Annotated in this window: 12 protein-coding genes; 9 read left to right on the forward strand and 3 right to left on the reverse strand. The window is 71.7% G+C overall.

What is annotated here, in order from left to right; genetic code table 11:
* Window positions 1–77: 77 nt before the first annotated feature.
* Complete coding sequence (locus BLV05_RS07170; protein ID WP_052762291.1) at window positions 78–1,391, forward strand: SGNH/GDSL hydrolase family protein; 1,314 nt, start codon at window positions 78–80, stop codon at window positions 1,389–1,391.
* Here BLV05_RS07170 and BLV05_RS07175 read toward each other — a convergent pair.
* Both BLV05_RS07175 and BLV05_RS38145 read right to left on the reverse strand, forming a co-directional pair.
* On the reverse strand, window positions 1,365–2,558 hold the full coding sequence (locus tag BLV05_RS07175) for a heparan-alpha-glucosaminide N-acetyltransferase domain-containing protein (RefSeq protein ID WP_046767832.1): 1,194 nt from the start codon (window positions 2,556–2,558) through the stop codon (window positions 1,365–1,367). The genes BLV05_RS07170 and BLV05_RS07175 overlap by 27 nt on opposite strands.
* Window positions 2,559–2,563: 5 nt before the next feature.
* On the reverse strand, window positions 2,564–2,692 hold the full coding sequence (locus BLV05_RS38145) for a hypothetical protein (RefSeq protein WP_267884848.1): 129 nt from the start codon (window positions 2,690–2,692) through the stop codon (window positions 2,564–2,566).
* Between the two features lie 147 nt (window positions 2,693–2,839).
* On the opposite strand from BLV05_RS38145, the gene dnaK reads away from it, so the two are divergent.
* Genes dnaK through BLV05_RS07195 form a run of 4 tightly spaced genes read left to right on the forward strand, consistent with a single transcriptional unit; the run spans window position 2,840 to window position 7,005 of the window.
* Entirely contained in the window at window positions 2,840–4,735 is a 1,896-nt protein-coding gene (gene dnaK / locus BLV05_RS07180) for a molecular chaperone DnaK (protein ID WP_046767833.1), read from the forward strand.
* The gene (gene grpE / locus BLV05_RS07185; protein ID WP_046767834.1) at window positions 4,732–5,412 is read left to right on the forward strand and encodes a nucleotide exchange factor GrpE; all 681 of its coding nucleotides are present in this window, start codon (window positions 4,732–4,734) and stop codon (window positions 5,410–5,412) included. The genes dnaK and grpE overlap by 4 nt, the downstream gene beginning before the upstream one ends.
* 31 nt (window positions 5,413–5,443) lie before the next feature.
* Window positions 5,444–6,592: a molecular chaperone DnaJ gene (gene dnaJ, locus BLV05_RS07190; RefSeq protein ID WP_046767835.1), complete on the forward strand. Its 1,149-nt coding sequence runs from the start codon at window positions 5,444–5,446 to the stop codon at window positions 6,590–6,592.
* Entirely contained in the window at window positions 6,589–7,005 is a 417-nt protein-coding gene (locus BLV05_RS07195; RefSeq protein ID WP_152690654.1) for a heat shock protein transcriptional repressor HspR, read from the forward strand. The genes dnaJ and BLV05_RS07195 overlap by 4 nt, the downstream gene beginning before the upstream one ends.
* Here BLV05_RS07195 and BLV05_RS07200 read toward each other — a convergent pair.
* On the reverse strand, window positions 6,908–7,765 hold the full coding sequence (locus BLV05_RS07200; RefSeq protein ID WP_267884854.1) for a helix-turn-helix domain-containing protein: 858 nt from the start codon (window positions 7,763–7,765) through the stop codon (window positions 6,908–6,910). The two genes, BLV05_RS07195 and BLV05_RS07200, sit on opposite strands and share 98 nt — an antisense overlap.
* A gap of 576 nt (window positions 7,766–8,341) precedes the next feature.
* Here BLV05_RS07200 and BLV05_RS07205 point away from each other — a divergent pair.
* The 4 genes from BLV05_RS07205 to fabD are packed head-to-tail and all read left to right on the forward strand — an operon-like array spanning window position 8,342 to window position 12,923.
* On the forward strand, window positions 8,342–10,060 hold the full coding sequence (locus tag BLV05_RS07205; RefSeq protein ID WP_046767836.1) for an acetyl-CoA carboxylase carboxyl transferase subunit: 1,719 nt from the start codon (window positions 8,342–8,344) through the stop codon (window positions 10,058–10,060).
* Window positions 10,057–10,548: an acetyl-CoA carboxylase biotin carboxyl carrier protein gene (locus tag BLV05_RS07210; protein ID WP_052762293.1), complete on the forward strand. Its 492-nt coding sequence runs from the start codon at window positions 10,057–10,059 to the stop codon at window positions 10,546–10,548. The genes BLV05_RS07205 and BLV05_RS07210 overlap by 4 nt, the downstream gene beginning before the upstream one ends.
* A gap of 21 nt (window positions 10,549–10,569) precedes the next feature.
* Entirely contained in the window at window positions 10,570–11,928 is a 1,359-nt protein-coding gene (gene accC, locus BLV05_RS07215) for an acetyl-CoA carboxylase biotin carboxylase subunit (RefSeq protein WP_046767837.1), read from the forward strand.
* Window positions 11,925–12,923: an ACP S-malonyltransferase gene (gene fabD, locus BLV05_RS07220; RefSeq protein WP_046767838.1), complete on the forward strand. Its 999-nt coding sequence runs from the start codon at window positions 11,925–11,927 to the stop codon at window positions 12,921–12,923. The genes accC and fabD overlap by 4 nt, the downstream gene beginning before the upstream one ends.
* Window positions 12,924–12,941: the final 18 nt, after the last annotated feature.

The raw sequence follows: 12,941 nt of genomic DNA on the forward strand, positions 1-12,941 counted from the left end.
CCGGCGCCCGGATCTAGCGTCACGAGTGCCGCGCCCGGCCACCCCCTGCCGGGCGCGGCCGACCCGAGGAGACGCCGATGCCGCTGTCCCGTTCGCTGCCGACCTCCCTCCGACGCTGGGCCGGGCCACTGGCCGCGGCCGCCGCGGGCGCCGTGCTCGTGGCCGGCGCGACGACTGCCACGACCGCCGCGCCGTCCGCCGGCACCGTCCCGCCGAACCCGGACCAGACCGCCGTCGCGCCCGCCGCGACCGGCGACTGGGTGGGCACCTGGGCCACCGCGGTGGCCCGGCCGCAGAACGGCCAGGCGCTGACCGGGTTCACCGACACCACGCTGCGCCAGCGGCTGCACGTGTCGGTGGGCGGCTCGCAGGTCCGGCTGCGGGTGACCAACGTGTACGGGACGCAGCCGCTGGTCGTCCAGGCGGCGACGCTCGGGCTGCCGGGCGCGGCGCCCGGCGACGTCGACCCGGCGACACTGCGGCCGGTGACGTTCTCCGGCGATGCCGGCGTGACGATCCCGGCGGGCGCCGAGCTGGTCTCCGACCCCGTCGTGCTGCGGATCGCCGACGACAGCGACGTCCTCGTCAGCCTGTACGTGCCCGGCCCGACCGGCCCGGCGACGTACCACTCGGCGGCGTACTCGACCGGCTGGGTCGCGACCGGCGACCAGACCACCGCGCCGTCGGTGTCGTCGTTCCCGCAGGCCACGTCCTCGTTCTGGTTCCTCGACGGGCTGGACGTGCGCGGCGCGGCGCCGAGCGCGGTGGTGTTCCTGGGCGACTCGATCACCGACGGCGCCGGCTCGACCCGCGACGCGAACCGGCGCTGGCCCGACTACCTCGCCGACCGCATGCTCGAGCAGCCGCGGCCGCTGCGGTTCGGTGTGCTCAACGCCGGCATCGGCGGCAACCGGCTGCTGCTCGACGCCAACAGCCCCGGCCAGGGCGACAACGCGCTGGCCCGGTTCGACCGCGACGCGCTGACGCAGACCGGCGCCGGCACCGTCGTCGTCTTCGAGGGCGTCAACGACATCCAGCAGCCGAACTCGCAGTACGACCCGCAGCGGCTGATCGCGGCGTACGAGCAGATCATCCAGCGCGCCCACGACCAGGGCATGCGGGCGGTCGGCGCGACCATCGGGCCGTTCCAGGGCTGGGGCTCGTGGACGCCGGAGCGCGAGGCCGTGCGGTCCGCCGTCAACGAGTGGATCCGCGAGTCCGGCGCGTTCGACGCGGTGCTCGACTTCGACGCCGTCCTGCGCGACCCGGAGGAGCCGCTGCGGATGCGCGCCGAGTACGACTCCGGCGACCACCTGCACCCGGGCGACGCCGGCTACCAGGCCATGGCCGACGCGGTCGACCTGTCAGAGCTGTCGCCGCGACGACGGTGACAGCACGGACTCGCGCCCGGCGCGGCCCATGGAGGCCGCCACAGCCTCCAGCGGGCCGCGGCCGATGAACGCCCGCCACGGCATCGCGACGGCGAACATGATCGCGACGTGCACCAGGTAGGTGGACAGGTCGTGGCCCTGGATCGGCCCGGACAGCAGCACGACGTGCAGGGTGTAGAGCGTGAACGTCATGCCGCCGATCGCCGCCAGCGGCCAGACCAGGAGCCGGACGCGCGACGCGAGCAACAGCATCAGCCCGAGCACCGCCGCGCCGGTGCCGATGGTGTGCAGCAGGTCGAACGGCGTCGCGGAGTGCGGCGACGCGACGATCAGCCACCACCAGCTGGTCGCCGGCGTGGTGCCGTAGAAGGAGGTGTTGTTCACCGCGGCGGTGAAGTCGAACGGGCTGGCCGGGTGCCCGCCCAGTCCGGCGGTGACCAGGTGCTCCAGCCCGCCGTTGTCGAGCAGCATGGTCGACGTCACCCAGGCGGCCACCGCCAGCGCGGCGCCGCCGGCCAGTAGCGCCGTCGCGACCCGGGTCGACGACAGCGCCAGCCGGCCGATGCCCAGGCCGACGAGCACGTAGGCCAGCCAGGGGAACACCGGGTAGTAGCCGGTGACCAGTACCTCGCGCAGCAGGTCCACCGGGTGCTCGAGCGACTCGAAGCTGGGGCTGTCGTACGACGCCAGCGGCTCGCCGATGCGCCAGTAGTGATTCAGCAGCGGCGCGCCGACGGCCCAGACGAGGCCAAGCGGGATCAGGAGGCGCGGCCCGAGCCCGAGGAACGGGATGGCCAGCAGGAACAGCACCCCGTAGTAGGCCAGGATGACCGCCACGCCGGAGTCGAACGCGCCGAGGCACAGGCCGACCAGGAAGATCACCAGGGCCCGCAGGGCGACGCCGACGCCGGCCGCCGCCAGCGGGCGCCCCCGCGGTGGCGTGCGCCCGCCGGTGGCCAGCGCCAGGCCGACACCGGCCAGCAGCGCGAACAGCGCCGACGACCGGCCGCTGGCGATCAGCCGCGAGACCGTCGCGCCGCCGTCGTCGCCCATCGCGGGCAGGATGTGCACCGACATCATGCCCAGCAGCGCGATGCCGCGGGCCGCGTCGACGCCCAGCAGCCGGCTGCGCACCGCGACGGGGCGGGCGTCCTCCTGAACGGCCATCGTGTCTAGAAGAACAACGCGGCGAGGAACGGCGCGACGCCGGCGACGAGGCAGAGGATGAGCACCGCGGCCACGATTTTCGTGCGCAGGTCCGTGCGGCGGGGTGCGTCGTCGTCCTGGAACTCCGGGAACATGGCCGCCAGCGTACGCGGAGAAACTGAGGGAATCCTCAGAGCCGGTCGCTCGTTGTGCGGGGAGTGAAGTTGAGCCACCCGGGCTCAAGGTTATAGTTGAGCGATACTGACTCAACACTGCTGAGAAACACACTGGAGGTAACTGCCATGGCTCGAGCCGTCGGCATCGACCTGGGCACGACAAACTCCGTCGTGGCCGTTCTCGAAGGTGGCGAGGCCACCGTCATCGCCAACGCCGAGGGGTCGCGCACCACCCCGTCCGTCGTGGCCTTCGCCAAGAACGGCGAGGTCCTGGTCGGTGAGGTGGCCAAGCGCCAGGCCGTCACCAACGTCGACCGCACCATCCGCTCGGTCAAGCGGCACATGGGCACCGACTGGTCGCAGAAGATCGACGACAAGAACTTCACGCCGCAGCAGATCTCGGCGTTCGTCCTGCAGAAGCTGAAGCGCGACGCCGAGGCGTACCTGGGCGAGACCATCACCGACGCCGTGGTCACCGTGCCGGCGTACTTCAACGACTCCCAGCGCCAGGCCACCAAGGAGGCCGGCGAGATCGCGGGCCTCAACGTCCTGCGCATCGTCAACGAGCCCACGGCGGCCGCGCTCGCGTACGGCCTCGACAAGGGCGAGCACGACCAGACCATCCTCGTCTTCGACCTCGGCGGCGGCACCTTCGACGTGTCCCTCCTCGAGATCGGCGAGGGCGTCGTCGAGGTCAAGGCCACCAGCGGCGACAACCACCTCGGTGGTGACGACTGGGACCAGAAGGTCGCCGAGTGGCTGATCGGCCAGGTCAAGTCCGCGCACGGCATCGACCTCTCCAAGGACAAGATCGCCATGCAGCGCGTCCGCGAGGCCGCCGAGCGGGCGAAGATCGAGCTGTCGTCCAGCACCCAGACGTCCATCTCGCTGCCGTACATCGCCCAGGACCCCGAGAAGAACCCCGTCCACGTCGACGAGACCCTCTCGCGCGCGCAGTTCGAGCAGATGACGGCCGACCTGCTGGCCCGCACCAAGTCGCCGTTCCAGAACGTCGTCCGTGACGCCGGCATCTCCGTCGACCAGATCGACCACGTGGTCCTGGTCGGCGGCTCCACCCGCATGCCCGCCGTCGTCGACCTCGTGAAGGAGCTGACCGGCGGCAAGGAGCCCAACAAGGGCGTCAACCCGGACGAGGTCGTCGCCGTCGGCGCCAGCCTCCAGGCCGGTGTCCTGAAGGGCGAGGTCAAGGACGTCCTGCTGCTCGACGTCACCCCGCTGTCCCTTGGCATCGAGACCAAGGGCGGCGTCATGACGAAGCTGATCGAGCGCAACACGACCATCCCGACGAAGCGCTCGGAGATCTTCACCACGGCCGACGACAACCAGCCGACGGTGGGCATCCAGGTCTACCAGGGCGAGCGCGAGATCGCGGCGTACAACAAGAAGCTCGGCACGTTCGACCTCACCGGCCTGCCGCCGGCGCCGCGCGGCGTCCCGCAGATCGAGGTCACGTTCGACATCGACGCCAACGGCATCGTGCACGTGTCCGCCAAGGACCTCGGCACCGGCCGCGAGCAGTCCATGACCATCACCGGCGGGTCGTCGCTGCCCAAGGACGACATCGAGCGCATGGTCCGCGAGGCCGAGCAGTACGCCGAGGAGGACGCCAAGCGCCGCGAGGCCGCCGAGAACCGCAACCAGGCCGAGTCGCTGGTCTACCAGACGGAGAAGTTCCTCGCCGACAACACCGAGAAGGTCGGCACCCTCTCCCAGGAGGTCCGCGACGACGTCGACACCGCCCTCGCCGAGGCCAAGAAGGCGCTCGAGGGCAATGACGAGGCGGCCATCAAGTCGGCCACCGAGCGGCTGCAGACGGCGTTCCAGGCGCTCGGCGCGGCCATCTACGCCACCGCCCAGGCCCCGTCCGGCGACGCCGAGGGCGCCCAGGCCGGCGCCGCCGGCGCCGACGGCGACGACGCGTCGTCCTCGACCACGAGCGACACCGCCGAGGAGGACGTCGTCGAGGCCGAGATCGTCGACGACGAGAAGGACACCAAGTGACCGATGCGCAGCGACCCGAGGGTCTCGAGGACCCCGAAGAGCTGAAGCCCGTCGTCCGCGACCGGCGCCGCATCGATCCCGAGACCGGCGAGGCGCGCGTGCCCGAGACCGGCGACGGCACCGACGCGGGGGCCTCGGCTCCCGCGTCGGGCGCAGCGGCGGCCGCGTCCGACGAGGAGCTGGCCGCGGCCCGCTCCGAGGCGGCTGAGCGGCTCGACGACCTGCGGCGGCTGCAGGCCGAGTACGTCAACTACCGCCGCCGGGTCGAGCGCGACCGCGAGGCCAACCGCGAGGCGGCCAAGGCCGAGGTGCTCGCCGAGCTGCTCGGCGTGCTCGACGACATCGGCCGGGCCCGCGAGCACGGCGACCTCACCGGCGCGTTCCGATCGGTCGGCGAGGCGCTGGAGTCGGTCACGACGAAGGCCGGCCTGGTCCGCTACGGCGAGCCGGGCGACGCCTTCGACCCGATGATCCACGAGGCGCTCATGCACGGTTACGCCGACGACGTCGAGGTGCCCACGGCCACGCAGATCCTGCAGCCGGGGTACCGCATCGGCGAGCGGGTCATCCGGCCCGCGCGGGTCGCGGTGGCCGAGCCGACGGAGGCGCTGCCGGAGACTCCCGCCGAGTCGCCGGCGGCGGACGAACCGGCGGAGAATAAGGACGACCAGAGCTGACGTTCCACAGACGGAGAGGAGGGGTGAGCCCGTGAGCACGAAGGACTGGATCGAGAAGGACTACTACAAGATCCTCGGCGTCGCGAAGGACGCCGACGCGGCCACGGTCAAGAAGGCCTACCGCACCCTTGCTCGCGAGCTCCACCCCGACCGCAACAAGGACGACAAGGCGGCGGAGGAACGCTTCAAGGACGTCTCCGAGGCGTACTCCGTGCTGTCCGACCCCGCCAAGCGCAAGCAGTACGACGAGGCGCGCACGCTGTTCGGCAGCGGCATCCGCACGCCGGCGGGCGGGGGTGGCGGGTCGTTCAACTTCGACCTCGGCGACCTGTTCTCCGGCAGCGGCAGCGGCGGCATCGGCGACGTGTTCGGTGGCATCTTCGGCCAGCGCAACCGGCCGCGGACCACCGGCGCGCGCCGCGGCGCCGACGTCGAGCGCGAGGTGACGGTCACGTTCAGCGAGGCCGTCGAGGGCAAGACCATCCCGTTGAAGCTGACCAGCTCGTCGGCCTGTTCGGCGTGTGCCGGCACCGGCGCGCGGGCCGGCACCGTCCCGCGGGTCTGCCCGACCTGCTCGGGCACCGGCTTCACCAACACCGACTCCGGCGGCTTCGGCATGGCCGAGCCGTGCAAGGACTGCCGGGGCCGCGGTCTGGTCGTCGACGACCCGTGCCCGGTGTGCAACGGCTCCGGCCGCGGCACCACGAGCAAGGTCATGCACGTGCGCATCCCGGCCGGCGTGGTCGACGGCCAGCGCATCCGGCTGCGCGGCAAGGGCGTGCCGGGCGAGCGCGGCGGACCGGCCGGCGACCTCTACGTGATCATCCACGTGGGTGCGCACCCGGTGTTCGGCCGCCGCGGCGAGCACCTCACCGTCACGGTCCCGGTGACGTTCCCCGAGGCGGCGCTGGGTGCCGACATCAAGGTGCCCACGCTGGGCGGCAGTGCCGTCACGCTGAAGCTGCCGCCGGGCACGCCCAACGGCCGCACCTTCCGGGTCCGCGGCCGGGGCGCACCGCGCAAGGACGGCACCCGGGGCGACCTGCTGGTCACCGTCGAGGTGACGGTGCCGCCGGCGCTCAAGGGCGACGCCAAGCAGGCGCTCGAGGAGTTCCAGACGGCGACCTCGGGAGAGGACGTCCGGGCCGAGCTGATGAGTCTGGCGGCGAAGGAGGGATGACCATGGAGGCCGGAGGACGGTTCATCGTGGCGATGTCCGGCGCCGCCCGGCTGGTCAGCGACGACGAGCCGCTGTACGTCATCTCCGTGGCGGCCGAGATGGCCGGCATGCACCCGCAGACCCTGCGCCAGTACGACCGCCTCGGGTTGGTGTCGCCTCGGCGCACCCCCGGCGGCGGCCGGCGCTACTCGCTGCGCGAGGTCGAGATGCTGCGCGAGGTCCAGCGGCTGTCCCAGGAGGACGGCGTCAACCTCGTCGGCATCAAGCGCATCCTCGAGCTCGAGGCCGAGGTGCACGCGCTGCGTGACGAGCTGGCTATGCTGGCCGGCGCTGTCCCGGAATCGTCCGGCTACCTGCCGGTGCCGGCCTTCCGCTCGGCGCTGGCGGTGTGGCGCTCGGACCCGACCCGCTGACCCCTGCCCGGCCGGGCAGGAAGAACAGCCGCAGCTGGCCCTCGGCCGACGCTACGAACCGCTCGGTCTCGGTGGCGCGCTGCGCGGCCCCGCCGTGCACGACGACGTACGCCGGGCGCCGCGAGTCGTGCTGCAGCCGCCGGCAGAAGTCGATGAAGGCCGCCGGGGTCATCGCACCCTCGTAGAGCGCGAACCAGAAGCCGCCCTTCGTCGTGGCTGCCCAGATCATGTGCACGTCCGGCCCGTCACCGCCGCCATGCGGACAGAGGGCGATGTCGTCGCAGAAGTAGAGGGTCCCGCCGACGACCTGGGCGGCGACCCGGACGTCCGGGAGCTCTTCGCGCTTCCACCGCGCCAGGGCCTCGGGATCGTGATCGCCGGCCCGCGACAACGGCGGCCGGGGTGTCAGGCCCAGCTTCGAGAACATCCGGCCGACCGACGCGATGCTCAGGGCCACGTCGAACTCGCGCCGGATCAGCGCGCGGACGACCTGCTTGGTCCACAGCGCCACCTCGAACTGCTGCCGTCGTGGATCGCCGTCGACGATCAGCGAGTACAGCCGGCGCAGCTGCTGCTCCGACAGCTTGGGTGGGCGGCCGGGCAACGGCTTCGCCCGCAGCGCCTCGGTGCCGCCCTTGCGGTAGCGGGCGAGCCAGCCGTAGACAGTCTTGCGGTGCAGCCCCAGAGTCTTCGCGACGTCCTCTGGATGTGCTCCCTCCCGCACGTGTTGCACCGCTGTTATTCGTAACGATTCCAGCATCTTGTGGTCGAGTTTCCGCCCATCGTCGTCCCGCACGCGAATAATAGTGCCATATGTCCCGAGTCGACATACTTATGGACGCGTTCGCTACCAGGGCATCGCCACAGAGTAAAGCGCCAATACGCGAACTTAACCCCGCATTAATGTGACCCGTCAACAAGCTGGATGTCGAGTCGACGTCATATACATGTAACCCAAGTCACCCCGTCAGGGTTGTTGACGCCACACCCGGGGGCAGGGTTAACTCAAATCCGACAAACAACCGATTTTGCGAAGTTGTCAGTCGATGAGTGACGACAGTCGCAACTGTGGGGGGTCGTTGTGTTTGCCCAGCTCAACCTGTAGCCGCGCGTTGCCGGCCGTGCGCTGACGCACGGGACCGGCGAGGATCCTCGAGCGATTCCGGCGGCAAGTCGGCCTGGAGCGTGGGCACCGTTCCAGTCCGGACGCCTTTTTTTCACCCCGCGACGCCGAATGCGGACTCCCCGGCGTGCATTCGATGAGTGACGTCGTGTTGCCACAAAAACCTATTTGTGTCGGCCACGGCGTGCCCCGCTGAGAAGGAAGTGCTGCGCGATGACCGAGACGGTGAAGGAAACTGCGTCGGACGGCAGGGTGTGGAGCCGCTGTCCGAGTTGCTCGACCTACCTGTACGCGAAGCGGTTGGACCGCAACAGCAAAGTCTGTCCAGAATGTGGGCATCACCTGCGGCTGACCCTCGACGAACGGCTCGCCCAGTTGCTCGACCCCGGCTCCCTGGCGCCGTTCGCGCCGGTGTTCGTCGATGCCGACCCGCTCGGGTTCGTCGACTCGCGGCCCTATCCGCAGCGGCTCGAGGCGGCCCGGCGCAAGACCGGCCGGCCCGAGGCCGTCGTCGCCGGGACGGCCCGCATCGGTGGTGAGCAGCTGGTGGTCGCCGCGCTCGACTTCGCCTTCATGGGCGGCAGCATCGGCACCGCCGTGGGCGACGTGCTCGTCGTAGCGGCCGAGGAGGCCCTGCGGCGGCGGCTCCCGCTGCTGATCATCTCCGCCTCGGGCGGCGCCCGGATGCAGGAGGGCTGCCTGTCGCTGATGCAGCTGGCCCGCACCGCTCAGGAGATTGCCAAGCTGCGCGAGGCGGGCGTCCTCGTGATCAACCTCAACACCGACGCGACGTTCGGCGGCGCGACGGCCTCGTTCTCGTCGCTCGGCGACATCATCATGGCCGAGCCGGGCAGCCTCATCGGCTTCGCTGGGCCGCAGGTGATCAGGCAGACCGTGCGCGAGGAGCTGCCGGCCGGTTTCCAGACCGCGGAGTTCCTGTTCGAGCACGGCATGGTCGACATCGTGGTGCCGCGGCAGAACCTCCGCGAGACCACGGCCCGGCTGTTGCGCGCGCATCGCCCGGCGTCCTCGCTGCACAGCGTCGGCGGTGGCCACGCGGGCGCCGCACCGGAGCGGACGGCGCACCCGGAGCCCGAGCGTGGCGCGGTGGACCCGTGGGAGGTGGTCACGCTGGCCCGCAACGTCGGCCGTCCGACCACCCTCGACTACATCGCCCAGATCTGCGACGACTTCGTCGAGCTGCACGGCGACCGCACGCACGCCGACGATGCCGCGATCGTGGGCGGGATCGCCCAGTTCCAGGGCCGCGCCGTGGTGGTCGTCGGGCACCAGAAGGGCCACGACACCGCCGAGATGGTGCGCCGTAACTTCGGCATGCCGCACCCGGAGGGCTACCGGAAGGCGATGCGGCTGATGCAGCACGCCGACCGGTTCGGGCTGCCGCTGCTCACCCTGGTCGACACCGCGGGCGCCTATCCCGGCCTGCAGGCGGAGGCCCGCGGGCAGGGCGGCGCGATCGCCGAGTGCATCGCCGCGATGTCGCGGCTGCGGGTGCCGGTGGTCAGCGTGGTGACGGGCGAGGGCGGCAGCGGCGGTGCGCTGGCTCTCGCGGTGGGCAACGTGGTGCTGATGCTCGAGAACAGCTACTACTCGGTGATCTCGCCCGAGGGTTGCTCGACGATCCTGTGGGGCACCGCGGCCAAGGCGTCGACGGCGGCGGCCGCGCTCCGGCTCACCGCACCGGACCTGCTGGACCTGGGCATCGTCGACGGCGTCGTCGACGAACCGGCCGGTGGCGCACACACCGACCCGTCGGCGACGGCCGACAACCTCGCCCGTGCCCTCGGCGCGGCGCTCGCCCAGCTGTCGCGGCTGAGCCCGGACGAGCTGGTCGCGGATCGCTACAGCCGGTTCCGCGCGTTCGGTCAGCTCGACGACGCGATCGGCGCCGGCCGGAGGGGCGCGGCATGACGGCGGCGCCCGTCGACGACCACGACCCGGCGGCGGACGAGCGGGTGAGCCTGGTCAGTCACCTGCGCGTCGAGGCCGCCGCCCTGGTCGACTCGCTGTCCGGGCGGGTGCACCGGGTGGAGGTGTCCGCGGGCGACTGCTCCATCGCGGTGGAGTGGGCGCCGGTCGCGAACGGCCAGCCGGCCGTACTGGCGGCCGCCGCCGAGGAGCTCGACGGCGAGGTGGTCGAGCTGCGGCCGGACACCCACGCGTTGCGCGCGCCGCTGGTCGGCTGCTTCTACCGCTGCCCGGGGCCCGACGCCGACCCGTTCGTCGAGGTCGGCGACCGCGTCGAGGCGGGTCAGACGGTCGCGATCATCGAGGCGATGAAGCTGATGAACGAGATCAAGGCCGACCGCGCGGGCCGGGTCGTCGCCATCCGCCCGGTGGACGGCCAGATGGTCGAGTTCGACGAGGTCCTCGTCGAGCTGTCCCCCGAGACCTACTGAGCGACGGGACGGTGAGATGACGTGTTCGAGAAGCTGCTGATCGCCAACCGTGGTGAGATCGCTCTGCGCGTGATCCGGGCCTGTCGTGAGCTCGGCGTCCGGACCGTCGCCGTGCACTCCGCGGCCGACAGCGACAGCCTGCCGGTCCGGCTGGCGGACGAGGCCGTGCTCGTCGGCCCGCCGCAGGCCGGCGCCAGCTACCTCAACATCCCGAACATCATCGGGGCGGCTCTGAAGACCGGAGCCGACGCGATCCACCCCGGCTACGGATTCCTCTCCGAGGATCCGTACTTCGCGGAGATCTGCGCCGACCACGGCATCACGTTCGTCGGACCGCCGCCGGAGGTCATGGAGTCGATGGGCGACAAGGCCGTGGCCCGCCGGCTGATGACCGAGGCCGGCCTGCCGCTGCTGCCGGGCACCCTCGACCCGGTACACACCTTCGACCAGGCCCGCGAGATCGCCGACGAGATCGGATACCCGCTGGTCATCAAGGCCGCCGCCGGCGGAGGTGGCCGCGGCATCACCGTCGTGGACCGGGCCGACGACCTCCGGCGGGCCTACCAGACCACCCGGGCGACCGCCCTCGCCGTCTTCCGCAACCGCGATGTGTACATCGAGCGGTACCTGCGCCGGGCCCGGCACGTCGAGATCCAGGTGCTGTGCGACGAGCACGGCGGGGCGGTGCACCTGGGGGAGCGGGACTGCTCGGTGCAGCGCCGGCACCAGAAGCTCGTGGAGGAGGCGCCGTCGCCGGCCGTGAGCCCGCAGCTGCGGGCCGAGCTCGGTGCGGCGGCACTGGCCGGCGCCCGCTCGATCGGCTATCGCGGCGCGGGCACGATGGAGTTCCTGCTCGACGACGACGGCCGGTTCTGGTTCATGGAGATGAACGCCCGGATCCAGGTCGAGCACCCGGTGACGGAGATGCTCAGCGGCATCGACCTGATCGCCGAGCAGATCGCGGTCGCCTCGGGCCGTCCGTTGTCGGTCAAGCAGGAGGACGTCCGGCTCGACGGGCACGCGATCGAGTGCCGGATCAACGCCGAGAACCCGGCTCAGGACTTCGCGCCGACGCCGGGCCGGCTCGAGGTCTTCCAGCCCGCCGCCGGTCCGTGGACCCGTGTGGACACCCACTGCCGGCCCGGCGACCTCGTCCCGCCGTACTACGACTCGCTGCTGGCCAAGCTCGTCGTGTGGGGCCCCACGCGCGACGCGGCGATCGACCGGCTCGATCGGGCCCTCGCCGAGTTCGAGGTCGCCGGCCCGGGCGTCCACACCACGATCGGCTTCCACCGCTGGGTGGTGAGCCACCCGGTGTTCCGCGCCGGCGAGGTCCACACCGACTTCCTGTCCCGCCACGATCCGGAGGAGATCTCATGACCAGTGCGCGACCGGCCGACGGCCCGGGCGGAGACCGTCGCACCGCGTTCGTGTTTCCCGGACAGGGCTCGCAGCGCGTCGGGATGGGACGGGACCTGCTCGAGCGGTACCCGGCGATCGTCGAACCGATCTTCCGCACCGCGGACGAGGCGCTCGGCTTCGAGCTGTCAGACCTGTGCTGGAACGGGCCCGAGGAGCGGCTGCGCAGCACCGAGATCACCCAGCCGGCCATTTTCGTCACGAGCCTGGCGGCGTTCCAGGTGCTGACGGCCGAGGTGCCGCGGCCCGACGTCGTGGCCGGTCACAGCCTCGGCGAGTACACCGCGCTGGTCGCGGCCGGAGTCCTGGACTGGCTCGACGCACTGGCGCTGGTCCGCCGGCGCGGCCTGCTGATGGCCGGCGTGCAGGCGACGACACCTGGCGCGATGGCGGCCGTGATCGGGCCGGCGGCGGAGCAGGTCGAGGACCTGTGCGCGGCCGCCCGCGACGCCAGTGGCGAGGTCGTCGAGGTGGCCAACTTCAACGACGACACCCAGACGGTGGTGTCGGGCACGGTCGCCGGCGTCGAGGCGTTCGGCGAGCGCCTGCGCGCCGAGCGGATCCCCGGCGCGAAGGTCGTCAGGCTCGACGTCGGAGCGCCGTTCCACTGCTCGCTGATGTCGGCGGTGGAGGACGAGTTCGCCGCCGACCTGGCCGAGGTCGAGTTCGCCGACCCGGCGGTCACGGTGGTGGCGAACACCACCGCGCTCCCGGTGACGACCGGCGAGGAGGCGCGGGCCGCGTTGCGGGCGCAGCTGGCCGGCTCGGTGCGCTGGCGGCAGAGCCTGACGACGATCGTCGGTCTCGGCGTCGAGACCTTCGTCGAGGTCGGCCCCGGCCGCGTCCTGTCCGGCCTGGGCCGCAGGAGCTACCCGGACCTGCCCAGCTACTCGACGGCGGACGCCCGCCGCACCGACCAGGCGATCGCGGCCCTGCTGCCGGTGACCACCGGATGACACCGTCCACGAAAGGGA

Source organism: Jiangella alkaliphila, assembly GCF_900105925.1.
In the GTDB taxonomy this organism is placed as follows: Bacteria; Actinomycetota; Actinomycetes; order Jiangellales; family Jiangellaceae; genus Jiangella; species Jiangella alkaliphila.